The organism is Catenovulum sp. SX2, from assembly GCF_052056295.1.
Classification (GTDB): Bacteria; Pseudomonadota; Gammaproteobacteria; order Enterobacterales; family Alteromonadaceae; genus Catenovulum.
Genome location: NZ_CP182493.1, coordinates 613,649 through 638,838 on the forward strand (window position 1 = coordinate 613,649; position 25,190 = coordinate 638,838).

Annotated in this window: 19 protein-coding genes, 1 tRNA gene and 1 pseudogene; 12 read left to right on the forward strand and 9 right to left on the reverse strand. The window is 39.3% G+C overall.

Features of this window, described 5'->3' with window-relative positions; genetic code table 11:
- Nucleotides 1–42 precede the first annotated feature (42 nt).
- Nucleotides 43–684 (reverse strand): TIGR02117 family protein, encoded by a 642-nt coding sequence (locus ACMZOO_RS02655; RefSeq protein WP_440905264.1) that lies wholly within the window; start codon nt 682–684, stop codon nt 43–45.
- 28 nt (nt 685–712) lie between these two features.
- Complete coding sequence (locus ACMZOO_RS02660) at nt 713–1,114, reverse strand: hypothetical protein (protein WP_440906328.1); 402 nt, start codon at nt 1,112–1,114, stop codon at nt 713–715.
- 271 nt (nt 1,115–1,385) lie between these two features.
- On the opposite strand from ACMZOO_RS02660, the gene ACMZOO_RS02665 reads away from it, so the two are divergent.
- The 5 genes from ACMZOO_RS02665 to ACMZOO_RS02685 all read left to right on the forward strand — a co-directional run bounded on the left by ACMZOO_RS02665 (nt 1,386) and on the right by ACMZOO_RS02685 (nt 8,109).
- The gene (locus tag ACMZOO_RS02665) at nt 1,386–2,570 is read left to right on the forward strand and encodes a WD40/YVTN/BNR-like repeat-containing protein (RefSeq protein WP_440905265.1); all 1,185 of its coding nucleotides are present in this window, start codon (nt 1,386–1,388) and stop codon (nt 2,568–2,570) included.
- Nucleotides 2,571–2,581: 11 nt separating this feature from the next.
- Nucleotides 2,582–2,860: a MoaD/ThiS family protein gene (locus ACMZOO_RS02670; RefSeq protein WP_440905266.1), complete on the forward strand. Its 279-nt coding sequence runs from the start codon at nt 2,582–2,584 to the stop codon at nt 2,858–2,860.
- Nucleotides 2,861–2,958: 98 nt separating this feature from the next.
- Nucleotides 2,959–3,633, forward strand: coding sequence for a translesion DNA synthesis-associated protein ImuA (gene imuA, locus ACMZOO_RS02675; protein WP_440905267.1), 675 nt, complete (start codon nt 2,959–2,961; stop codon nt 3,631–3,633).
- A gap of 2 nt (nt 3,634–3,635) precedes the next feature.
- Nucleotides 3,636–5,033: a Y-family DNA polymerase gene (locus tag ACMZOO_RS02680; protein ID WP_440905268.1), complete on the forward strand. Its 1,398-nt coding sequence runs from the start codon at nt 3,636–3,638 to the stop codon at nt 5,031–5,033.
- 7 nt (nt 5,034–5,040) lie between these two features.
- The gene (locus ACMZOO_RS02685) at nt 5,041–8,109 is read left to right on the forward strand and encodes an error-prone DNA polymerase (RefSeq protein WP_440906329.1); all 3,069 of its coding nucleotides are present in this window, start codon (nt 5,041–5,043) and stop codon (nt 8,107–8,109) included.
- A 97-nt stretch (nt 8,110–8,206) separates the two neighbouring features.
- On the opposite strand, the gene ACMZOO_RS02690 is transcribed toward ACMZOO_RS02685, so the two are convergent.
- Nucleotides 8,207–8,283: transfer RNA gene (locus ACMZOO_RS02690), tRNA-Ile, on the reverse strand.
- Nucleotides 8,284–8,469: 186 nt separating this feature from the next.
- Here ACMZOO_RS02690 and ACMZOO_RS02695 point away from each other — a divergent pair.
- The 4 genes and pseudogenes from ACMZOO_RS02695 to ACMZOO_RS02710 all read left to right on the forward strand — a co-directional run bounded on the left by ACMZOO_RS02695 (nt 8,470) and on the right by ACMZOO_RS02710 (nt 12,188).
- A complete protein-coding gene (locus tag ACMZOO_RS02695) occupies nt 8,470–9,132 on the forward strand; it encodes an HAD family hydrolase (RefSeq protein WP_440905269.1) in 663 nt (220 codons plus the stop codon).
- Between the two features lie 189 nt (nt 9,133–9,321).
- On the forward strand, nt 9,322–10,104 hold the full coding sequence (gene tpiA, locus ACMZOO_RS02700) for a triose-phosphate isomerase (protein WP_440905270.1): 783 nt from the start codon (nt 9,322–9,324) through the stop codon (nt 10,102–10,104).
- A gap of 18 nt (nt 10,105–10,122) precedes the next feature.
- Nucleotides 10,123–11,217 (forward strand): class II fructose-bisphosphate aldolase, encoded by a 1,095-nt coding sequence (gene fbaA / locus ACMZOO_RS02705; RefSeq protein WP_440905271.1) that lies wholly within the window; start codon nt 10,123–10,125, stop codon nt 11,215–11,217.
- A gap of 4 nt (nt 11,218–11,221) precedes the next feature.
- Nucleotides 11,222–12,188, forward strand: a pseudogene (locus tag ACMZOO_RS02710) (class 1 fructose-bisphosphatase).
- A 69-nt stretch (nt 12,189–12,257) separates the two neighbouring features.
- Here ACMZOO_RS02710 and ACMZOO_RS02715 read toward each other — a convergent pair.
- The 3 genes from ACMZOO_RS02715 to ACMZOO_RS02725 all read right to left on the reverse strand — a co-directional run bounded on the left by ACMZOO_RS02715 (nt 12,258) and on the right by ACMZOO_RS02725 (nt 14,875).
- Nucleotides 12,258–13,184, reverse strand: a complete 927-nt coding sequence (locus ACMZOO_RS02715) for a sugar kinase (protein ID WP_440905272.1) — start codon at nt 13,182–13,184, stop codon at nt 12,258–12,260.
- 66 nt (nt 13,185–13,250) lie between these two features.
- A complete protein-coding gene (locus ACMZOO_RS02720) occupies nt 13,251–13,721 on the reverse strand; it encodes a hypothetical protein (RefSeq protein WP_440905273.1) in 471 nt (156 codons plus the stop codon).
- Nucleotides 13,721–14,875 (reverse strand): PepSY-associated TM helix domain-containing protein, encoded by a 1,155-nt coding sequence (locus tag ACMZOO_RS02725; protein ID WP_440905274.1) that lies wholly within the window; start codon nt 14,873–14,875, stop codon nt 13,721–13,723. Before ACMZOO_RS02725 ends, ACMZOO_RS02720 begins: the two co-directional genes overlap by 1 nt.
- Nucleotides 14,876–15,075: 200 nt before the next feature.
- Here ACMZOO_RS02725 and ACMZOO_RS02730 point away from each other — a divergent pair, with 200 nt between their 5' ends.
- A complete protein-coding gene (locus ACMZOO_RS02730; RefSeq protein WP_440905275.1) occupies nt 15,076–15,711 on the forward strand; it encodes a fused MFS/spermidine synthase in 636 nt (211 codons plus the stop codon).
- A gap of 3 nt (nt 15,712–15,714) precedes the next feature.
- On the forward strand, nt 15,715–16,617 hold the full coding sequence (locus ACMZOO_RS02735) for a spermidine synthase (RefSeq protein WP_440905276.1): 903 nt from the start codon (nt 15,715–15,717) through the stop codon (nt 16,615–16,617).
- Here ACMZOO_RS02735 and ACMZOO_RS02740 read toward each other — a convergent pair.
- Both ACMZOO_RS02740 and ACMZOO_RS02745 read right to left on the reverse strand, forming a co-directional pair.
- Nucleotides 16,610–18,556 carry a tetratricopeptide repeat-containing sulfotransferase family protein gene (locus ACMZOO_RS02740; RefSeq protein WP_440905277.1) on the reverse strand — a complete coding sequence of 649 codons (1,947 nt, stop codon included), beginning with the start codon at nt 18,554–18,556 and terminating at the stop codon, nt 16,610–16,612. The two genes, ACMZOO_RS02735 and ACMZOO_RS02740, sit on opposite strands and share 8 nt — an antisense overlap.
- A gap of 16 nt (nt 18,557–18,572) precedes the next feature.
- Nucleotides 18,573–21,050, reverse strand: coding sequence for a TonB-dependent receptor (locus ACMZOO_RS02745; protein ID WP_440905278.1), 2,478 nt, complete (start codon nt 21,048–21,050; stop codon nt 18,573–18,575).
- A gap of 163 nt (nt 21,051–21,213) precedes the next feature.
- Between ACMZOO_RS02745 and ACMZOO_RS02750 the strand changes: the two genes are divergently transcribed.
- Nucleotides 21,214–23,730 (forward strand): response regulator, encoded by a 2,517-nt coding sequence (locus ACMZOO_RS02750; protein WP_440905279.1) that lies wholly within the window; start codon nt 21,214–21,216, stop codon nt 23,728–23,730.
- Here ACMZOO_RS02750 and ACMZOO_RS02755 read toward each other — a convergent pair.
- Complete coding sequence (locus ACMZOO_RS02755; RefSeq protein ID WP_440905280.1) at nt 23,712–25,154, reverse strand: sensor domain-containing diguanylate cyclase; 1,443 nt, start codon at nt 25,152–25,154, stop codon at nt 23,712–23,714. The genes ACMZOO_RS02750 and ACMZOO_RS02755 overlap by 19 nt on opposite strands.
- Between the last annotated feature and the right edge of the window lie 36 nt (nt 25,155–25,190).

Consider the following 25,190-nt stretch of genomic DNA (forward strand, 5'->3'; position numbering starts at 1 on the left):
ACTGTTTAATTGAATAGACTTAGAAAAGGAATGAATACGTATTCAATGAAGATTATTATTTTGCTCATGCTCAAGCTTATAAGCTTTGACATAATCCATCACGCTGTCAGCTGTGAGCTTAGAACCTGCAAAAATATCCATACCAAAACTTTTTAGCGCCTTGGCCGTCCAGTTATTGCAAGTGTTAAAAGCATGGTAATTGCCAAGCGCTTGATAAAACTGGCTATCACCATAAATTCCCAACTGAGTTGGCTGTATTAAGCCTGCTTGGTCAAATGCAAAACTACCAGCAATAAACTTAACTAATGATTGCAACTCGGCATCAGTTAATAACAAACTTTCAATCTGACTATTGGGAAAATAAACATCCACAGCTTCAGTTAAACCAACAACATGTACCACTGAATCTGTTGGCCACAACAAAGCCTTAATGGCTAAACCAAAGGTAATTTTGTCCGCTTGGTAAAAACCTTTATCACCCCAACCAAACTCCAAATAATCAGCTTGGTTAAACCTTATAACTAACTGTGGGACACTCTGTGTAAATGACTGTTGTGGCACAATTATACCTGTGTGCCAACCATGGTTAACCAAATAAATAGTATGCGAGCCTGTAGCCGAATATGGCTTGGTATATTCAACTGCATCCGGTTTATAAGCACAGCCGGTAAGTGCTAACAACACCAAACAAGCGAAAGAAATAAAATATAACTTAATCCTGCTTTTCTCCTGGATAAAGTAGCTCACGTAATAATGGTCGAACAACTGTGGTTATAAATACAATAATGATGACTGTTCCCATCACCAAACGCACAAGCCTTGCAAACCACGGCTGCTCGTATGCAGGTCTACTTTTATCTAAGTCGTGCGCTTGCTCCATTTTTACCTCTAATTGCATACAAGCAGATTCAGGATCTGTAACTGTATAAACTTCAGGATAATTAATGACGATTCCAGCACGAGCTAATGCGATTCTTGCTTGATCCATATCCAATGATTGAATTGAAATCATCTTAGCTTCCAAGTTGGTGTAATATTGGATATTTTCTCGCTCTAAAACATCCACAACTTTAACTGCATCAACTAATTCAATATTCGCAATAAGTGGCCGCACTTCCGGCTCTCGTGCCCAAAATATAATAAATACAGCAATCGCTAAACAGATAACTAATGCAACAACAATTGTTATTTGCCGCATCACATCTTCACTAAACCATTTATCTTGTTGATTTTTATCCATATCCATTAATCTTGTTAGCTTTATTAAAGTGCATGCATATTAACAAAAAAGCGGTTTTTCACCAGTACTCAAATAAAAGCACATAGTAATTTTACCAAAGTATGCTAGCTTAATTTTTAAGCAAATAAAGATTTAAGGATAAGTTATGTCGCAACGCATCTTACTAGGCACCCGTAAAGGCACAGTCATAATTGAACAAAAAGACGGCTTTTGGCAGGCAAAACCTATAATCCACCAAGGCATACCAGTTTGTTACGTAGCATGTGATAAACGCGATGGCACTTTATGGGCATCACTCGACCACGGCCATTGGGGGCCCAAATTATCCCGTTCGAAAGATGGCGGCGAAACTTGGCAAGATGTACTTAGCCTCAAATATCCGGAAGGTGCCAGATATATAGTTAAATACTTACCTACTGAAGATTTTGATCCCGAAGCACCAGCAAAAGAGCCTGAATATAAAGATGCGACTGTCTACAAAATATGGAACCTAACTTTTGGTACAGCCGAACAACCCGGCAGAATTTACGCAGGCACAATTCCGGGCGGCTTATTTATAAGTGATGATGGTGGTGAAAGCTGGCAACTTAACCGGCCATTGTGGGATCATGAAAGTCGCGGCGGCAATTTATTTGCAGGTGATGCCACTAGCGAAAACAAATGGTTTGGTACACCAGCCAGTATAGACTACGGCGTATTTGAGCCTGGCATTCATTCAATTATTGTAAACCGACAAAACCCCGATAACTTATATATGGCGGCCTCTTCCGTTGGTGTGATGCAATCAACCAATGGAGGCAAATCTTGGTTTGGAGCTAATAAAGGTATGTTGATGGATTATTTGCCTAATCCTGAAGCCGAATGGGGACATGATCCACATTTTTTTACCGCATGCGCAAGCCAACCACAACATATGTGGCAGCAAAACCATTGTGGAATATTTTATAGTGACAACGGCGCAAAAACTTGGCGCAAAGTCAGCAAGCCAGAACAAGGGATACATTTTGGTTTTCCAATTGCGGCTGACGATAATAACGGTTTATGCGCTTGGGTTGTGCCCGCCCGCGCCGACTCTGAGCGCATGGCTCTAGATGGAGGTTTATTTGTTGCGCGAACAGATGATGGTGGACAAACATGGAAAAAGTTTACCCAAGGTTTACCACAACAAAACGCCTACGACATTGTTTACCGTCACGCGCTAGATGCAACTGGGGATATGGTGTGTTTTGCCAGCACCACAGGAAATGTGTATTTATCGGAAGATAGAGGTGAAACTTGGCAATGTTTGGGCAACAACTTCCCACCAGTTTATTCAGTTAGATTTGCTTAAAGGCTGCCTACATGCCAAAAGTGAAAATAACCTCTAATTTGCATAGGTTTTTCCCTATGCTCGCAGATGAAAACTTGCACCTTGCTGGTCAATCCGTCAGCGACGTCATCAAGAATATAGAGCTACTCGCGCCTGGGTTTAGCCATTATATTTTGGACGAACACGGCCAAGTTCGCCGCCATGTGGTTATTTGTATAGACGAAGAATTTATCATAGACCGTAAAAAGCTGTCAGACAAAATAACAGAAGAAAATACTTTATATGTGTTTCAGGCTTTGACTGGGGGGTAAAGATTTAAACGCCCACAGATAAAAAATAATAAATTAATTTGAAAGTCGCTAGCGAACAACTATACTGTTTATATATACAGTTAAATTATTTTGTTTCGATGCAAAACCTGATTGAGTTACTGGAACACAAAAACCTAGTCTGGCATGGATATAACCACAAAACCAAACCTGATGCTATTTCATCCGGGTATGCCGAATTAGATGAAAAGTTATGTGGTGGTTTTGCAAAATCAAGTGTTATTGAACTGATCTCTGAAACAGCCATTGGCGAACTTAGATTGCTTATCCCATCAATAAACCAAACAGAAGGTTTAGTTGTTTTTATTGCCCCACCCGGTCGTGTTAATGGACAAACGCTACAGAAAAACAACTTTGATATTAATAAAGTTATTATTGTGCAAACGAACAATACCCAAGAATCTTTATGGGCGGCAGAACAGTGTTTACAAAGTGGTTGTTGCCATTCCGTTTGTATGTGGATTTCATCAGAATTAGCAATACACCAAATAAAACGCTTAAAATTAGCTTGTAAAAAAGGTGATTCTAGACAATTTGTTATCCGCAGAAAAAAGGCCGAGTCTATTACACTTCCGTTTGATTTAAGTTTATCCATAGAGCCTGATTTTTTAGGACTGAATATCAAAATAAATAAATTTGTAGGAGGCCACTTAACCAAGCATTTTAACCTTGATATGAGCCACTTATGGCCTAACTTGGCGATACAAACTAATCGACAAAATATCATTCAGTTTCCCACCACAAAAGTCAGTTAGTTATGATAGTTTGGTTATATCTACACTTTCCTTCGTTGCAATTGGATACTCTATTTAAAGATTCAGATATTCCACTGGCAATTGTGCATAATAAAAATCATCAAATTGTCCAGCTCAATACAATATCTGCCCAATCTGGTATTCAATTGGGTATGGGTCTTGGTACTGCTGCGGCTTTATGTCGAGACTTACAAATTCATCCTTATAATGAATCGACAGAAAATAAAGCCTTAATACAAATAGCAGAATGGTTATATCTAACCACCGCCGATATCCATCTACTCAAACCAAATGGGCTGCTACTAAAAGTCAGTAGCATGCTCACACTATACGAAAACCTGACCGCCTATTGGCAAGCAATACAATCGCACTTAGCGCATTTCTCAGTTAATTATGATTATGCCACTGGTTATTCCCCCAACGCGGCCAAATTACTTGCTCAAACAGGCGTAAATCAAATTACTGAAGACAAACAATTAATTAACCGAGCATTAGCGAAAATACCTCTAACTAAAACAGAGTTACCTTTAAAAACAATTACCAGCTTAAAACGGGTTGGTGTGCAATATATAAACGACTTACTTAAGTTGTCTCTTGCCGACATAGCTAAGCGTTTTGATATTGAATTAGTGACTTATATTGGAAAACTATCAGGGCAACTAAAACACCCAGTTGATTTTTTTCACCCCGCAGAACAATTCAATTATGAATTAGAGCTAATGTATGAAATTGATTTAGTCGATAAATTAATCAAACCATTACAGAAAATATTTAGCTTACTTGAACACTTCCTACTACTTAGAAATAAACAAACCAGTGAAGTTAATATCACCCTATTCCTTAGAGATTTAGCTAAACAGCAGATAAAAATATCTTCCGCGCAAGGTGAATACAAAGCCGAAAAGTGGCTTGAATTAACAAAACTCACTTTTGAGTCAGTCATAATTAACGCACCAGTCATTTCAATACGAGTTGCCGCAGCGAACTTGTTTGCATTTGAAATAGATAAACAAGACATGTTTGCAGGTGCAAAAGGTGAAATAACCCCACAAGCATTAATTGCCAAACTACAAGCTAAGTTAGGCGAAGAACAAGTAACAGGTATTCAACTATTTGATGATCACAGACCCGAACGTGCCAGCCAATACTGCAAACCCTTTACACAAACAGATATAACAACGGATATAGGCAAATTTAGACCTAGCATCTTATTAACAACCCCTACCCCTTTAACCGATAAAATTGATATTAGGCATGGTCCTGAACGTATTGTTTCTGGTTGGTGGGATAATGAAAATATCATACGTGATTATTTTATTGCTCGTAACAACTCAGGCCAATGGTTATGGGTATACCGCACCCCACAAAACCAATGGTTTGTTCACGGTCTTTTTTGTTAGGTTTAAAATGCAATACGCTGAGCTTTTTTGCCAAAGTAATTTTTCTTTTCTTGAAGGGGCTTCTCGGCCTGAAGAATTAGTATTCCAAGCTGATTTTTTAACTTATCAAGCAATTGCAATCACTGATGAATGCTCTGTAGCTGGGGTTGTTCGAGCCTATAGCGCAATCAAACAGCATAAACTTGGGATTAAACTCATTGTTGGCAGTTTATTCCAATTCAACGAATCACTTAAATTTGTCATGTTATGCCCCAACCGACAAGCTTATGCCGAGTTATGCCGAGTTATAACAAATGCCAGAAGGCGTTGTGAAAAAGGAAAATATCAATTATCTGAATGGGACATTATGTCCGTTAAACATTGTTTGGTGTTATGGCTACCATCAGGAGAAAAAGATGATGAAACTTGGGGACAGTTTTTAACTAAACATCATGCAAACAGGTTGTGGTTGGGTTATCAAAGGCACTTACTCAACCATGATAAAGAGTACCATCAACATTGCGTTAATCTTGCAGCACTATGGCAAATACCAATTACAGCTTGTGGTGGAGTACTCATGCACTCAGCTACAAGATTAGAATTGCAGCATACCTTAACAGCAATTCGCCTAAGTAAACCCATTGAGAAATTAGGAACCCACCTCATTTCCAATAGTGAACGTGCACTTAGGCCAATAACCAAACTCAGTAAGTTGTTTCCTTCAGACTGGTTAATTGAGTCAGGCATTATTGCCAAGCAATGCCATTTCTCATTATCCGAGCTTAAATACGAATATCCACAAGAACTTGTTCCAAGCAAACAAACACCTATGTCTTACTTGCGAAGCTTAGTTAATAAAGGCATACAAAAAAGATTTCCAGATGGGTGCAACACCGAAATATTAAACACAATCGACAAAGAATTGAGTTTGATAGATGAACTGAATTACGCCTTTTATTTTTTGACCATTCACGACATTGTGATGTTTGCTCAGCAGCAAAAAATTCTTTATCAAGGCCGAGGCTCTGCGGCCAACTCTATTGTTTGTTATTGTTTAGAAATCACCTCAGTCGATCCACGACAAATATCAGTCTTATTTGAGCGTTTTATCAGTAAAGAACGTGACGAACCGCCAGATATCGATGTTGATTTTGAACACGAACGCCGTGAAGAAGTTATTCAATATATTTATAAAAAATACGGCAGGAACCGAACCGCTATTGCCGCGACTGTGATTACCTACCGCTTAAAAAGCGCCATTAGAGAAGTTGGCAAAGCACTAGCTATTGAAGAAACTCAGCTAGAATTTTTTATCAAAAACATCAACCGTCGAGATAAATCACTCAACTGGCAAGCTCAAATTATTGAGCTGGGCCTGTCGCCAGAGTCAGTTAAAGGCCAGCAATTTATTCATTTAGTGAATGAAATATTGGGTTTTCCAAGACACTTATCTCAACATGTTGGTGGCTTTGTAATTTCCGCAGGCGCATTGTATGAATTAGTGCCGGTTGAAAACGCAGCTATGCCGGATAGAAGCGTCATTCAATGGGATAAAGATGACTTAGAATCACTCGGCCTACTTAAAGTTGATGTACTCGCGTTAGGTATGTTAACCGCTATCAGAAAGAGTTTTGACATCATCAAACAAGATTATGGCAAAACATTTTCGTTAGCTGACATAACCAGAATGCAAGATGATAAAAACGTTTATGGCATGATCCAAAAAGCGGATACTGTAGGTGTATTTCAAATTGAATCACGTGCTCAAATGAGCATGTTACCTAGATTAAAACCAGCTAATTATTATGACTTAGTCATTCAAATCGCCATAGTTAGACCCGGGCCTATTCAAGGAGATATGGTTCACCCCTTTTTGAAACGCAGAAATGGCGAAGAAGCGATTGAATATCCATCAAAAGACATAGAATCAGTGTTAAAAAGAACACTCGGTGTGCCTATATTCCAAGAACAAGTGATAAAACTAGCAATGGTTGCTGCAGGATTTACCGGAGGTGAAGCAGATCAGCTAAGACGAGCTATGGCTAGCTGGAAGAAAACGGGAGAACTAACTAAGTTTAAACATAAATTAATTTCTGGCATGCAACAAAGAGGTTATCAAACCGAATTCGCAGAACGAATTTATCAACAAATTTGTGGCTTTGGTGAATATGGTTTTCCTGAAAGTCATTCAGCTTCATTCGCCGTATTAGCTTATGTTTCAGCTTGGCTAAAATATTATTATCCAGCCGCATTTTATACCTCTGTTTTAAATAGCTTACCTATGGGGTTTTATAGCGCATCGCAACTGGTTCAAGACGCCAAAAGACATCAAGTAAAAATACTCCCAGTTTGCATCAATCGTTCTGAGCAACATCATATTTTAGTTAATTACAACAACAGCAAAGCAATACAATTAGGTTTTAATTTGATTAAAGGGCTATCTGAAAATGCCATACAACTGATAATGACTCATCGCAGTCAATCTGGTTATCAAACTTTGCCAGAGTTAAAACAAATTGGCTTAAGTTCATTAGATTTACAAAAATTAGCCAGTGCCAACGCCTTAGAAAGCTTATCCGGTAACCGTTATCAGAGCCGTTGGGCACTCATGGATAATGTAAACGAGCTACCCCTATTTAAAAATTTATCGCCGGATAACAACTTCGCCAATAGTCCTTCACTATTTGAAAACCTGACTGAAGATTATGCAGCTACAGGATTAACCTTAAACAAACACCCAATAAGCTTATTAGACGACGCTGGCCAACTGAAAGCCTTTACCAGAATGAATCAACTTACACAGCTTAAACACAAATCTTTAGTAACTGTTATAGGATTAGTAACAGGTAGGCAATCACCAGGAACTGCAGCAGGCGTTACCTTTGTCACTTTAGAAGACGATACTGGAAACATTAATGTGATTGTTTGGGCTGGCACAGCTAAAGCTCAGAAAAAACCATTTCTAACGGCCAAAATATTAAAGGTAAAAGGCATACTCGAACGAGAAGGTGAAGTGATTCATATCATTGCTGGTAAATTAACCGATCTCACATCAACCCTTGCCGCATTACAAAGCAAATCGAGAGATTTTCATTAATGTTTTATAAAAGGTACGTATGGAGTGTAAAAAAAGGTGTAAAAAATTTTATAAAATACCGCAACCAATTGATTTTTAAGGATTTTCATGGAAGAAATGGTGGCCCCACCTGGACTCGAACCAGGGACCTAACGATTATGAGTCGTGCGCTCTAACCAACTGAGCTATAGGGCCATTTAGAACTGTTTGGGCTAAGCCTCAAAAGTGGTGCGCAGTATAAAAGAGTCTTTTTTACTTGTCACTAGTTTTTGTTAATCTTTTGATTAATTGGTTATTTTTTCTGCATGCTTTGCTAAAGTAAAAAAATAGCAATCTGAAAATGTTACACTGATGCTGATTTCAACCAACAAGAAGGCAGCTATGCAACCAGTACCAGCACAAACATTCAAAGCTATTTTATTTGATAAAGATGGAACCATTTTTGACAGTGAAGCGATTTACCGCGAGTCTTGGGTAAAAGCAGCCACTGAAATGGGCTACCACTTTACCTCAGAGATGTACGATCCTTTTGTTGGGGTTAGAGCGGTAGAAAGTTATCAAGGTGCGCAAAAACTCTTTGGTGACAATTTTCCAATTGATAAGTTTATTGAGCGTACCGGTTATTACAACAAACAGGCTAAGCTTGCGGGCATGCCAATTAAACCTGGATTTAACGCATTTTTTGACCAAGCGAAAAAACTGGCTATTCCACTGGGATTAGTCACAAGTGCCGTGCATGATGCTGCAATCACCACTTTTCATGGCACCGACTTTTTAGATTACTTTCAAATAATAGTCACAGGTGACATGGTCGAACAGCCAAAACCAGATCCGAGTTGTTATTTAATGGCTTGCAAACAATTAGGCTTAGCACCACATGAAGTTTTAGTGTTTGAAGATTCGAACGCAGGTGTAGCGGCAGCAATTCAAGCTGGCTGTCAAACGGCTGCAATTCCTGACTATTTGCCAGTTAAGCCAGAACTGCTCAACAACGCGACTTATGTGTTTAACAGTTTTGCAGACGCTATGTACTTGGTTGGCTAACAACCAAGTATCCCCCTTCACTGTTAACAATTATCAGATTTTTTGTTAAAGCCGCATATTATGCACCAAAATAGTATTTTTCCACGCAATACCCACCATTCAACAAATAAAACTTTTTACTCTTTATCCTGAAATATCCTACAGATAGGATGTCATATAAGCTATTGTGATCTAGAAAGGAATACTGCTATGCAAAAAACACGCTCACCTTTGATTGTGGCGAACTGGAAGTTGAACGGTGGTACAGATTTAATTTGTACTTCGGTTGCGTCATTTTTGCGTAAAAAATTTCGTGTAAAAATTGGTATTGCCCCACCCTATGTATACATCAGCAACATGGCCAACTTTTTACGTAACTCACAAATTATGATTGGTAGTCAGAACGTCAGTAAATTCGAATCAGGTGCGTTTACCGGCGAAACTTCGGCACAAATGTTAAAAGAAGTTGGCTGTGAGTTTTGTTTAATTGGTCATTCTGAGCGACGCCAAGTATTTTTAGAAAATAATGCTTCATGCCATACCAAGGTCGCAAGTGCATTAGCCGCAGGTTTAATGCCTATTATTTGTATTGGTGAAAACGCCCAGCAGCATGATTTAGGTTTAACCAAACACATTTTATACCGTCAGCTACAAGAATCCTTACTTGGGCAAGATATTAAAAACAAACAAATTGCTATAGCGTACGAGCCAATTTGGGCAATTGGCAGTGGTAAAGCGGCTAGCCCTGAGTCTGTGCAAGAAGTGCATGAATACATATTTAACGAATTGTGCACTATATTTGATGGAGACAGCGCAAAAAACATACGCATTTTATACGGCGGTAGTGTCAATAAAAACAATGCAGCACAATTATTGGCGATGCCAAATGTAGATGGACTTTTAGTTGGCGGCGCAAGCTTAGACCCCGAGCATTTTTCAGAAATATGTGCTCTAGCCAACCAAATAACACCTGAAGTTGAACTCACTAGCTAACAACATGGGAAGGACAAAATGAGCAATGAAATCAAAAACGTCTCAGCAGGCGTAGCCACAGGCGAAACCGTCAAATACTTGTTAGACACAGCCAGAGCGAACGGGTTTGCCTATCCGGCGGTTAACGTAGTAAACACCAACTCTGCCAATGCAGCCCTTGAAGCCGCTGCCGCGGTAAAATCACCAATTATCATCCAGCTAAGTTATGGTGGTGCCGGATTTTTTGCGGGTAAAAGTGTTAAGTTAGATAGCTATCAAGGTCATGGCAATGCAGTTTTAGGTGGCGTTGCGGCAGCTCACTATATCCATGCTGTTGCCAAAGCTTATGGTGTACCTGTTATTTTGCATACAGACCATGCAGCGAAAAAACTTCTACCTTGGATTGATGGTTTATTAGATGCAAATGAAGCGCATTTTGCCAGCACAGGCAAACCTTTGTTTAGCTCACATATGTTAGATTTATCTGAAGAGCCGTTAGCCGAAAATATAGAGATTTGTGCCGAGTATTTTGAACGCATGAACAAAATGGGCATGACGCTAGAAATCGAGTTAGGTTGTACCGGCGGTGAAGAAGATGGTGTCGACAATACGGGTATAGACAGCAGCGCTTTATATACCCAACCAGAAGATGTTGCTTATGCCTACGAAAAGCTTGCAGCCATTAGTGAAAACTTCACAATTGCCGCATCATTTGGCAATGTACATGGGGTTTACAAACCGGGTAATGTTAAATTAACCCCGGTTATTTTGAAAAACTCACAAGAATATGTCTCTGAAAAATTCTCTTTAGCAGCCAATAGCTTAAACTTTGTATTTCATGGTGGCTCAGGTTCATCACAAGCGGAAATTGCCGAAGCGCTTGAATATGGCGTAGTAAAAATGAATATAGACACAGATACCCAATGGGCAACTTGGCAAGGCATTCACGATTATTACCACGCCAATTATGATTATATGCAGGGGCAAATTGGCAACCCTGAAGGCGAAGATAAACCGAATAAAAAGTATTACGACCCAAGAGTTTGGTTACGCAAAGCAGAAGAGTCTATGTCGGCTCGCCTACAAAGATGTTTTGCCGAATTGAACTGCCTCAACAGATATGCAGGAGAATAAATAAATGCAACGACTGATCCCAAGATTACGCGCTGATGGTGTTGAATTAGAACTGATTATGCTAATTCGCACTGTATTGGCGGCCAGTAAAGAAATTGCTTTTCGTGTCAGCCAAGGTGCATTAAGTGGTGTATTAGGCTCAACCTTAGATGAAAACATTCAAGGTGAGACCCAAAAGAAACTCGATGTTTTGTCTAACCAGCTGATCAAAGACATGCTGTTATCGTCACCGGACGTTCGCGCAATCGCTTCGGAAGAAGAAGATGATGTGGTCAAAGGGCAAGAAGGCGCACCTTATATTGTTGCATTTGACCCGCTGGATGGTTCGTCAAATATAGATATTAACGGCCAAATTGGCACTATATTCACTATCTACCCTGCGCGCGACGACGTACCTGCTGATTCACCATTACAGTTTGCCCAACCGGGTAAAAATCAGGTGTGTGCAGGTTATGTATTATATGGTCCATCAGCTTTATTGGTTATGACAACAGGTGGTCCAACCCGCCAATATACCTTAGATAGAACACATGGTGGTTACCTATTAACCAAACCTGAGTTATCTATTTCTGAACAAACCAGCGAATTTTCTATCAATATGGCAAACTTTCATCGTTGGCAACAACCGTAAGGATTACATTAGCGAATTGCAAATGGGTAAAGATGGCGCGCGAGGCCGTCAATTTAACATGCGTTGGAATGGTGCTATGGTCGGTGATGTTCACCGCATATTATCGCGTGGTGGTATTTTCTTGTATCCAGCCAATCAAGACCAACCGACAAAGCCGGGGAAATTAAGATTGTTATACGAAGCAAACCCAATGGCAATGTTGGTTGAGCAAGCAGGTGGATTAGCCTCTAACGGCGAACAAAGAATTTTAGATATACAACCTTCTGATTTACACCAAAGAGTTCCTGTAATCACTGGCTCTAAAGAAGAAGTTGAATACGTTTTAGATAAATTGAAATAATAAATTTACAGGTTTGCCTGCAAAGCAACCCGCTTGGGACTTAAGTGCCCTTGCGGGTGGCTTTTATTTTTATTTAAGCGCCTGCTTATATACAGCCATGTCCATAATAGCCCCCGGATGTTGCACCACTTCACGAGCCACTTTATCCGCATTTATAATTGCGTTGTTTACACTATCACCGTTAATACGCGACATTAAATAAGTACCTGCAAACGAATCACCGGCAGCGGTTGAGTCCACTTGAATCGGTGCTGGATTAAACGGCACATGACAATCACTTTGTTCTGTCGCAAAACCATAAACACCTTGTTTACCTGCTTTTATCACAAACTCACTGACCCCCTGCGCCAACATATATTGCTGAACAGCTTCAACTGAGTTTTGCGCGAACAAATCTTGGTGTTCATCTAAGCCTGGTAAAGCAATATCAGCTAATTGATAGGCTTTTTCTATCCATGCAATTGCGTGTTGTTGATCGCGCCACATACGTGGACGATAGTTAGGATCAAATGCAATTTTGCTGCCTTTGGCTTGCGCTTGCTGCAAAATTTCCAACAATTTAGTTTTGTTATCATCAGATAAAATTGCCAATGAAATGCCACTAAAAAAGATAATATCTGCATCTGGTAACTGGGCCGCGCCACCTGCAGCCAACAACAAATCTACCATTTGCGTGGCCGCAGAATCTTTGCGCCAATAGGTGAAAGAACGTTCGCCACTGTCGTCGGTTTGAATCGCGTAAATGCCAATATTCGCTGAATCTGTTGCCAAAACGGCTTGGGTGCCTAATTGTTCAAGCGCCAAATAGTCGCGCATTTTGCCGCTAAACACATCGTTACCAAGCGCAGTGTAATAATTTACCTCTGTAGATGGCGCCCAACGTTTGGCATAAATACCCGCATTTAAGGTATCCCCAGCAAATTTTTGCACTAATTCTCCAGCATCCGAGTACTTAAACTCCACCATGCCTTCACCAACAACTAATAAACCTTTCATCTAATGACCCCTAATGTTAAAAAGCACACTTAGGCTATTATGCCATTATTGTTATAGTATTAGTTACTAATTAATCGCAACAAGATGTTTGGGCACTTCCCAGGAGGCAATAAAAGATTCACCAGACCAAGTTTGCATGGTTAACCAAATTTTGTCCGAAGGTAACAAAGTTTGTTTAGCTAAAGCATGCACATGCTGGCCATGTTTTGTGCCATGCAATATCCCTTCAGATCTGTCCGCGAACTGCTCCAATGGCAAACTATGCTCACCAATATTTAAGTAAGCTTGTTTAATATCACCAATCTGACCTTTAGAAAAAGTCAGCAAAAAATCTTTTACGTACACACCATCATGCGTATACGGTGCATCTTCATCATACGGCATCAAAGTAATTTCAAAGTTGCCAACCTGCTGGCTGCCTAACGCATCTGGAAATGTTGGGTAAAGTGACTGGTAAAAAAACCATGCCGGTAACACCAATATCCAAGCATTTAACCAATATTTATTTTTTTGCCACAATGAATTTTTACGCGCCATTATGCACTCTCCCCTACAACTTGATCTGCTACTTGTTCAACTCTTTTCTGTGCTTTATTTGTGCGTAAAAACCACATACAAAATCCAGTAATCGACATGCCAGTTAAAATAATGCCAAATACGAACCAGATGAATTTAGTCACTAAACCACCAATGGTTCCATAATGTAGCGGATCTGCTATGTGCGATAAGGTTTGCATCAAGGTCATACTGCTAGGGTCGTTTTTATATTCAACCGCGCCAGTCCAAGGATTAACATTAAGTTTATAACTGTATTGATCAAAGAAAATAAAATCCCCTGCACCAGATAAATGATAAGTATCACGATTGTGCTCAGGTAAATGGATATAACTCGGATTAAAATCAGGATAGAGCTGACGAGCAATGCTGATGCTGTCAGATAATGAATAGTTAACTTGTGGCTGCTCATTCGAACTTGCTGGTAATTGGGCAACCGGGAGCATGGGTGCATGTGGCTCAATTTCAATTTCAGCATGCCAACAGATCGCCTGCACCAAATACCACAAACCGGTTAAGCTCATAACCAACATAAACCAAATTGACCATACACCAGATAAACGATGCAAATCGTTAAACAAGGTGCGTTTACCTTGGTTTGTGCGTAAATTGAATTTGAAAAAACCTTTCCAGAACTTTTTATAAACCACTAACCCAGTGATCAAAGCACCTAACATCAGTATCGCCATAATACAGACTAAGTAATAACCTAAACTGTAACTATGCTGCCACGGAAATAACAACCAGCCATGTAATGAACGCATAAAACCAACAAAAGTCACACCATTGTTCACTTCTTGAATTTCGCCAGTGTACTGGTTTACGTAAGCAATTGCGTAAGGTTTATCCGTATCGGTAAATGTGACAGCTGTTGCTAAATAAGGTTCAAAACGCATTACATTAGTTACATCAGCGGTTGGATGAGCTTTTTCTACTGCAGCAATAAGGTGCTCAATTGGCTGAGCAGGCAGCTGCTGTGAATTAACCGCACGCGCATTAGGATTAACCAACCAAGTTATTTCGTGACTAACAACGGCAATAGTGCCGGTTAAACAAACAAAACAAAACACCATCCAAATTGGCAAAGAAAACCATCCGTGTAATTGAAACCAAAATCGATTGCTCAACTTAGCCATATAATTACAACCTTAAATAACAATAATTAGCATTAACCATTACAAACACGTTTACTTTAACATTTACTAATATATTTAGGAATACAATATGTAAATTTAAAAAGAGCTACCTCTACAATTTCAGTATTTGCACAAAGGTTAATTTCACGTTAATTTACCTGCTACTCAAGCAAATAAATCACAAATAAATCTAAGCAATTATGCAAAAATTAATAGTCATATTACTGGCCTTTAGTGCTGGTTTTTCCATCATGTCATTTGAACTACTTGGTGGCAGAATGTTAGCGCCTTACTTTGGTAGTAGCGTGTATGTATGGGGCAGTATTATTACTGTGTTTATGTTGGCGCTGTCGTTAGGTTATTTAACTGGCGGTAAGTTGTCAGTCAAGCAACCTAGTTTAGCTAAATTTGCGAGCATTTTTGTGGTTGCAGCATTGGCAATTTTGCCGAGTATTTTTTATTCAGAACAATTATTTGAGTTGGTGTTTGCTTGGATTGAAGATCCTAGATATGGCTCATTGGTCGCAGCGACTTTAGTATTTTTATTACCAAGTGTCGTCATGGGCATGATATCGCCCTACTCTGTGCGATTATTAACGGTTTCGACCCAATCATCCGGTCAAACCGCTGGCTTTTTATATTTTATCTCTACTTTAGGTAGTGCCATAGGCACAATTATGACCTCTTTTTATTTAGTCCTCTGGATGGAAGTTAGCCAAATTCTTTGGTTTATTTTTGCCATTTTAGCCAGTTGTGCAGTGCTTGCATTTGCAACCTTCACTCTAACCAATAAAACCACAAGTCAGTTAGCCTGCAATGCAGTAGTGAGTGAATAAATTATGCGTACTTCTAAAAAAGTATTAACCAGCTTAGTTTTGTGTGCAGCAGCCCAGTTATTTACTAGCAACCCAGCTTTTGCCAAATTGGTTGAAGTACACAAAGAGCGCTCCATCTACCGCAATATAGTGATTACTGAAAACAAAGGCATTCGCTGTATGCAGTTTGAAACACGCCGAAAAAAAGTCAGTAATCAGGCATGTATCAACTTAAAACAACCGGAAAAATTGGTATTTGAATATGTGCAAGGCACCTTGTTAGGTTTAGCTCACAACCCAGCCCCAAAACGCGTATTAATATTGGGTTTAGGCGGTGGCACCCTTGCTAATGTTATTCATCAAATATCGCCGACAAGTGAAATAGTCTCGGTTGATATAGATCCTGCCGTAGTAAAACTCGCCAAAGAATATTTTGACTATCAAGAAAACCAACAAATAAAAAGTGAGATAAAAGATGCACGTGTATTTGTTAAACGAGCACTTTTACAAAAGCAGCAATTTGATTGGATAATTCTCGATGCTTTTAATGGTGACTATATTCCAGAGCATTTAATGACTCAGGAGTTTTTAACTGAATGCAAACGTTTATTATCAGCAAACGGCTTGTTAGCCGCCAATACATTTAGCACCAGTGATTTATACGATCACGAATCAGTCACTTACCAAAAAGTCTTTAATCAGCTAGCTATTTTTAAAGCACCAACCAAAGGCAATCGTGTAATATTTGCCTGTAACTGCGACAACTTCTCGCTGACAAATAATTTATCCCCACAATTAAATAACCAACTAAGCCGTTATGGGTTAGATACCAACTTATTGTTTGAATCTATAACAGACATGGTGGATTGGGATGTAACCGCCCGAGTATTAACTGATGAATATTCGCCAGCGAATTTGCTTAAATAATTTGCTGCAACTCTGGCAGGTACTGCGCATATGCCCGCCAACTACCTATGCTTGAGGTATAAATAGGTTGACGCACTTGCTCTGCACTAGGCGTTTTAACCGCTCGAGTATTTTGATGAAATTGCAGCATACTTGGTTGAAAATCACAGCCTAACATGTCGCAAATATCTTTAATATGCTGCTCTGGCTGTGCAACTAATTGCTCGTATTCTACTAGCATCAAGTCTTGTGGAATTTGTTTGTACCAATAATCCATTAAACCTGTGTACGCATGATAAAAATTAGCACAATGACGTAAGTTATAACTAAACGCCTGCCCTTGGGCATAATACTGCTTATAGTTGGCCATACTGGCATCTTTAATATTGCGCCGAATATCGATAATTTTAGCCTGAGGTAAAATTAATTTAATTAAGCCAACATGCTTAAAATTGTTCGGCATTTTATCGATAAAATAACGTGATTTTTTATGGAATACTTGTGTTTGCTGTAAATAATCTTCACCTATTTCAGCCAATTCAGCTTGGCTAAACGTTTGCAGAAAATCAGCCAAACTCAAGCCTTTTTCAGCCGCTTGTTGAGCTAACTGCTCAGCGATTTGCATGATATTTGGCAATTCCATTGTGCCTTGAATTTCAGAATGAGACGCTAATATCTGCTCAAGCAAAGTACTGCCAGCTCTTGGTAAACCAACAATAAAAATCGGGGTGATTTTGGCATCTGTTCGAGTAACAAGCCGCGACAAAAGCTCAGCTGGAAAATTCACCTTTTGTTCGTTAATGCTCTGCACATGTTGTTGATTATTATACTTAAGCTCAGTTAAACGCAGATGGTTGGCGCTTTGATAAAAACAAGCTGCACGTTGATAGTTTTCTCTAAGTTCAAATGCTTTAGCCAAAGCAAAGCTCAACAAACATTGCTCGTTATTCGCCAATATTTGCTGCTCCAATGTATCTAACATGAGTTGCAATTCAGCTTGGCTAAATTGATATCGTTTTAAATTGGCTAAACTCCAATAGGCATCTGCACACAAAACATCAGCTTGATAGGCGCTTTGATATGCGTGTTGCGCTTGTTCTGTTTGCCCAAGGGTTTTGTATAAATGGCCGAGTGCAATATAAACCTGCGCACGCTCAAATGAAGTGTCAGGTAAATTTTCCAATACTTGTTTATACGCCACTTCTGCTTGCTCAAACTGATTTAACGCTGCGGCTTGGTTTGCCAAACACAATACAAAACTCAGATTATTCGGGCTCTTTTCTACCAGCTTAGTTGCTAATTGATAAGCCCTAACAAACTTTTGCCTATTTTGGAGCACTAAAACTAAATCATATTGGCAAAACACATGTTCTGGCGCTAACAACAAAGCACTGTCTAATAAAAATTCGGCTTTATCATAATGCTGATTACTACTGGCAATTTGCGCTAACAAACGCATAGCTTCAACATTGTCAGGCTGTTGCTGCAAATAAAATTGGCACATGTGCTGTGCCTGCGTAATATTACCTTCATACAAGTTGGAATAACCACTGCGGATATGCAGCGGCAAACTTTGGTAATACTCAGCGTTTGCGCGGGCATTATCAGCTAAACTTAACTGCTGATTTAACTGGTAGATATCGGCGAGTTTTAACCAAGCACTGGTTAAGCTTGGGTTGTATTTTGTCGCTTTTAACAAAGCAGCTAATGCTTTATTTGGATTGTTTAACAACAAATAATTGTAGGCTTGTTCTTGATACCCTCGCGCATGTTTGGGGTTTATTTTGAGCAAACTATCAATAAAACCTAGTGCTAGGTTCGGTTGGTTTAAATACCTATTGCACACAGCCGCAAGATAAAAACCCAGTTGGCCATATTCAGTTTGCTCAATTTGCTGCAAACGACGCCAAGCTTCGTGCACATCACCATTTTTAACCAAAGCCTGTATTTGTTGCAGCATAAGTATCTGTTCATCGTTAATATGTGTATTTGAGTTTTATACCAAAAGTTTGTGGCCGATTAACAGTAACTCTTTTGATATCGTCTTGGTCATTAATAAAAAGCTCGGCTCTTTCATCGGTTAGATTATTAATATACAACTGCAGTAACCACTTATTTAACTCTAAACTGATAGATGTATTGATAATTTGATAGCTGTCTTGTAGCTCACGTTGCTCTGCAACCAACGAACTCCAAGCACTTTGTGAATATACCAATGACAATTGCCAATCTAACCAATATTTGTTTATTTTCCAATTGTAATGGCTGCGAATGTTGCCCTGAAAATTTGGGGTTAAAGGCAATTCACTGCCAACCGGAGCAAGCTCTATCGCCTGCGCTTTTAATTCGGTTAATTTGCTGTCAATAAATGAGGCTGCGGCAAACAAACGCCAACTTGGTGTTAGTTGCCAAATAATATCCCCTTCTAGGCCATTTATTCTTGAGTCAGCCGCATTTTCAATAAAAGTTAAAATAGATACGTTTTGTGGATCAAAACGTGAAACTTGCATATTTTGCCATTTAATATGGTAAGCATTTGCATTAAAACGTAACTTGTTATCCAACCAAGTGGATTTCAGCCCTAGCTCATAGTTTTTAACATCATCTGTGTTATATGTAGTTGCGACGTCGGCAAATTCAGGGTTGGTCGATTGAATACCACCTCCGCGATTAAATCCGCCTGGCCTAAAACCTTCAGAATAAGTGGCGTAAACTAATTTGTCCTGTTGCCAGTTATAACTGAGGTTCAGTTTGTATATGGTATCTGACTGCTTGAGTGGTTTATCGCTATGCCCACCAGAAACATCATAATCGCGCCCGCGGTCAGTATTTACTGAGCCTTGAAAAATACCATCAGCAAAATTAGATGAACCACTTATATCAGTTTCAATTTTGTACTTTCGTGCCCCTAAGGTCGCAGTAACTTGCTCCGACAAATTAAACGACAACTCGGCAAACAGAGCTTGCTGTTTTTCGCGTCTAGTAATGTCATTAAAAAAAGTTACGCCTGCTGCACGTGGATGCGGATTAATACTTTTTGCACTTGATATCGGCGAATTTGCAGCAAAACCGAGTTCAGGTGCAGCTAAATAGACATAGTCGTCTAAGGTTGCGAGTTCAAAATCATCTAAATACAAACCAAAAACAGAATCCAAGTACGGATTAGCATCATAAACAAACCTAAGCTCATGGGTTGTTTTGTCGTGCATCTGCTTACCGACAAATCCCTTAGTTGGATCTTTACATTGTCTCTGCTCAGTGATCAGGCTTGCTGGAATATTATAATTAACTATGTAATTGGGATTGTTATAAGTGCAGGTGTAATACGCAATATAAGCCCCGCTATTGTTATAACCTGTATAGTCGATAAGTTGATTAACTTCGCGCTCTAACATAGAGCCTGCGTACAAAACTTCTAACTGGTCAATGCGGCCTTCTAACGTCAACGAGGTCTGGTTAAATTCATCTTCGAGCTTATCTGGAAAAAATCGACTAACAGCTAAGTCGCCGACTTCAGGGTCCATATCAAACACACCATCAGCTTCAATCTGCTGAGCATTATGTTGCAAGAGTATTTGCCAATCGTCATTGAGCCAATATTTGCCCGATAAGCGAAAACCTTGATACACACTTTGATTAAAGTCATCTTTGATAAGATGTTGGTTATTAATTGTTTGGTAACTAGCATCATTCAAATTAACAAGCGAGTTGGGGTTTATTGCAGGGTCTAAAGTAAATTCACCGTATTGGTTATCTATATAACCACCTTGCGACACTGTATATGCCGACAAACGTAATGCAAGATCATCACCTACGGGGAAATTCAGCATAGCTTGTAAACTGTGGCTATTATCACCTTGTTTAGTGTGAGCAAAATCTAAACTGGTACTTGCTTCAAATCTAAATCGCGAAGGTTTGTTGGTAATGTACCTCACTGTGCCAGCTTGTGAACTTGCACCAAATAATGTGCCTTGCGGGCCTGCTAAAACTTCAACTCTGGCTAAATCGTGCGTATATAGGTCAATGTTTCTACCCGGTGCAGTCACTGGTTGCTCATCTAAATACACAGCAACATTTGGCATACTACCTTGTGCACCAGCTAACATAACCGCTATGGGTTGTATCGCCATACCTCGCATAAAAATATCGGCTTGCCCTGGCCCTCTTGCAGCTACGGATACATTAGGCAAATACAAATTCAGCGCATCTAAATTGGCTAGGTTAAGTTCTGCAACAGTTTGTCCAGACAAAGCTTGCAGTGCAACCGGCACAGTTTGCATGTTTTGCACACGCTTGGATGAAGTGACTTGAATCACTTCAATATCCGAACTTGTAGTTTGACTCGGCGCGACAACCTGCGCAATGACTGATAACGGCAAACCAGCTAATATTGAATCAATGGTAATAGCTAAGTATTTAGGTTTAATCAATAATTTTGCCCATCTTGCTTGCATGCATTTGTCCAAGACGATGAAAGTTCGTTTGATAATTTATTATAGTTGAAGATTAGAACCTGTTTACCTTTCGTGTACAAATTTTCCAAAGATATTATGGAATTACTGACAGTGCATGGCTATAGTTAGTAACAATTACTTTGAAGCTTAAACAAGAGAAAGCGTGCGAAATTTACGGGTTAAACTAATTTTAGCATTTTTATGTGCCGTGACAATTCCATTGTTTGCTAACTTTATTTTTACCATAAGCGAAGTTAGAACCCACGCACGAGACGCTTTTGAAAGCCGCTTTTATGGTGAAGTGCAGCAAATAGACAACGGCATTAGTCAAATGTTTAAGCTGTATGCAAGCCAACTGAGTTTGCTCAGTGAGCAAGCTATTTTTAAAGACAGTGCACAACATATATCCACTTATATGCATTTGCCAGCAACACAAATGCGACCTAGCTCAAGTAATATAGCTGAACAAAGCCTATATAAAAACTTTGTACAAATATCCGAACACTACCCTAACTTAAACTACATATATTTTGGCACTGAACAAGGTGGATACATTCAGTGGCCGGAAGGTGCAACAACCAACCATTACGACCCGCGCGTACGACCTTGGTATACATCAGCCAAACAAGCCAATGGTAAAATTATTCGAGCTCCAGCTTATTATTGGGCAGCCGACAACACCATGCTGATATCGACAGTCAGGCTAATTAAAAACCAACAAAATAAAATGATTGGTGTAGTAGGAATAGATATTACTTTGGACGAATTTACCAAAATGCTGTCGAAAGCAGAATTTGGCGAACAAGGTGAACTTGTGGTTATTGAACACACAGGTCGAATATTAGCCGACACTCGCAACCCACAAAACGTTTTTAAGTATGTAGAAAATACCATTACGGAAGATGATAAGTTTTTTGCTGTTGAGTACACATCACCTTATTTAGACTGGAAGTTTGTTGGTTTAATTCCGCATGCTGCAGTGGAAGAGAATGTCGCCGAACTCACTTTATACGTTCTGGTTATCACCTTAATTAGTATTATATTGTTTGGCGCAGGTGCTGTGGCGTTTTCTAAAAAGCTCTCCAATGTGATTGAACAACAACATAATCAGTTAGCCACAGCAAAACACCAAGCAGAACAAGCAAGCCAAGCTAAAAGTGAATTTTTAGCCAATATGAGCCATGAAATTCGCACCCCACTCAATGGCGTGCTTGGTATGGCTCAACTGTTAGCATCAAGTCAATTAAACAAAGAACAACAGAATAAACTTAAAACCATAGAAAACTCTGGTCGCCTATTAATGGGCATCATTAACGACATTTTAGACTTTTCGAAAATTGAGGCGCAAAAATTAGAAATTCATCCTGTATCAACTGATCTTCAAGAGCTTATTGAAGATGTTGTATTAGCGCACAGAGCCAATGCAAGTAAAAAAGGCTTAGAATTGATTATCGACATGTCTGATGTCGCAAATATGCACGTATACGCTGATGATATTAGAATTAGCCAAGTACTTGGCAATTTGATCTCTAATGCAGTTAAATTTACCGAATCAGGCTGCATTACCATTAGCGCTACACTGACAAAATCTTCAACCACTGAATTAGCATATATAGACTTTGCAGTGACAGACACTGGCATTGGTTTAACAGAGCAACAACAAATTAATATTTTTCAAGCTTTTGAACAAGCCGACAGTTCAACCACCCGCAAATACGGCGGTACAGGTTTAGGTTTAGCTCTGTGCCGAAAACTAGTTAATTTAATGGGAAGCACGCTAAAAGTAACCTCTGAGCCAAACAAGGGCAGCAAATTTTACTTTGAGCTAGCATTAAAAATTGAAAAACCAGCACAATACCATGTTGCACCTGAGGTGCTACACAATACCACCGCGCTAATTATTGACGATATTGCTGAAAATCACAGAGTACTTAATGGTTTTTGTGACAATTGGCATATCAAACACCATAATTTTTTAGCACCGGTAGAATTACAAACTTGGTTGAAACAGCAAAACAAGATTGAATGCGACTTTTTATTGCTCGACTATGCCATGCCAGAAATGGACGGTTTGTCCTTATACAAAAGCATTCAGCCCAAGTTAGCTAACCACTGCCATGCAATCTTAATTACCTCGGTGGACTCTGAAGAAATCTATCAAGAGTGTGAAAAATTAAATATAAAACACATCCACAAACCTATTATCGGCAAAAAGCTCCTGCAGGCGCTGTGTAAAAGCTTAGAACAACACCAGCATGAACAAGAAGTTGCAACACCACTAGTTGCGCCAATCACAACTGGCAACAAGCGTATTTTAATTGTGGAAGATAACGATATTAACTACATGGTTGCAGAGCAATATCTAACAGGAAAAGGTTATCAAATAGACTGGGCTGAAAATGGTGAAGAAGCGGTGAAACTGTACAAACCTGAGCACTATTTATTGGTATTAATGGACTGCATGCTGCCCGGTATAGATGGCTACACAGCGACGCAAGAGATAAGACAGATAGAGCGCACAAGACACGCCAAACCAACACCAATTATTGCATTAACCGCAGATGTAACCAGTCAAAACGAGAAAAAGTGTTTAGACGCAGGCATGGATGCATACGTCACTAAACCCTTTAACTTTGCCGAACTACAAAAGTGTATTGATAGTTATTCCACACATACCTGATTTTTACCTTGATGTTTTGCAAGGTATAAGGCTTTGTCTAGGCGCAATAAAAACTGGTCAATATTTTCGTTATCCTGCCATTGGCTAACCCCAAAACTCGCAGTAAAACGAATATCTTGTTGGTCAAACACACTGACATTTTTTTCTATTCTCAATCTAATTTTTTCAGCTATCTGTGCAGCGGCTTGTGCATCATGATCAGGCAAAATAATTAGAAACTCTTCGCCACCCCATCTCACTGTAGTATTTAAATGACCATACACATTTTTTACCAAAGCAACTGCATCACAAATAACTCTGTCGCCAGCCAAATGTGTGTAGGTATCGTTAATTTGTTTAAAGTTGTCTAAATCAAACAAAATAACTGAGCTGGTAGATTGCTTGTTTTTATGACTGAATAAACTATTGAGTAAATGTTCAAAACCGTGACGATTAGCAACCCCAGTTAATTTATCGGTAATGGCCATTCGCTCAAGCTCCTTTTGATATCGGCGCATGGTGTAAAACACAACAGCAATGACCAAAATAGATATCAAAAAGCCAATTAACAAGTTAAGCAATAAAGGTTTGATAATACGCTTGTCCCAAGCTTTTTCGATATGTAATATCATCAATGACCAACCTAATTCAGGTATATATCGACTGTTTATGTGCGCCGACTGGCTAGCCAGATTAAAGCGTATTGTATTGTTTTCATTATTGACCAGTTGTGACTTATAAGGTGCTAGGCCACTAATATCCGCTAAAGTTGCAATCGGCTGCTGGTTAAACAAATAATTTTGCCCTTGTAGCATTACTGCACCTTGTTCATTGGCGAAAAAGATGAAAAATTGCTGATGAGGATTGTTTTCATCCAAGAGCTGTTTAACTGAAGTAACAGACAAACCTATACCAATGGCACCTAAATACTGACCATCTGAGTCAATCACTTTGTAATTAATAAAAACGGTAAGAGATTGTAAATCGCGCGTATCTAAATCTATATTAACCACATAATCTTGTTCACTTTGGCTAACAGCAAAATACCAATTGTCTTGTGTGTCTTGCTCAGATACTCGGCGCAATACGCCATTCGGATGATAATAATTTTTCGTTTTTTCAGATACAAAAAAGCTAGTGATAGCATTATTGCGTTGCTGGATTTCAGCGAGATATCGCAGCATTTTAGACGGGTCTTGCTCACCATTGTGTACCCAGTCATGCACAAAAGTGTCTTGTGCCATTAACGAAGAAATATGAATGGGTGCCATCAATTTTTCTTTTATTTTTGAATATATGCTAATACCCGTGAGCGGTACCACCTCAGAGACAATTTGCTCAGACAAAGAATGTCTTGCTGACCAGTAACTTAAACTACTTACCGCAATAAACCCAACCAATAAAAATATGGAAACTAAGGTTAACGCTCTGTTTTTAGTATTCATTTATTCTCTGTTGTTAAACGCAATCAGGCGTAGGAT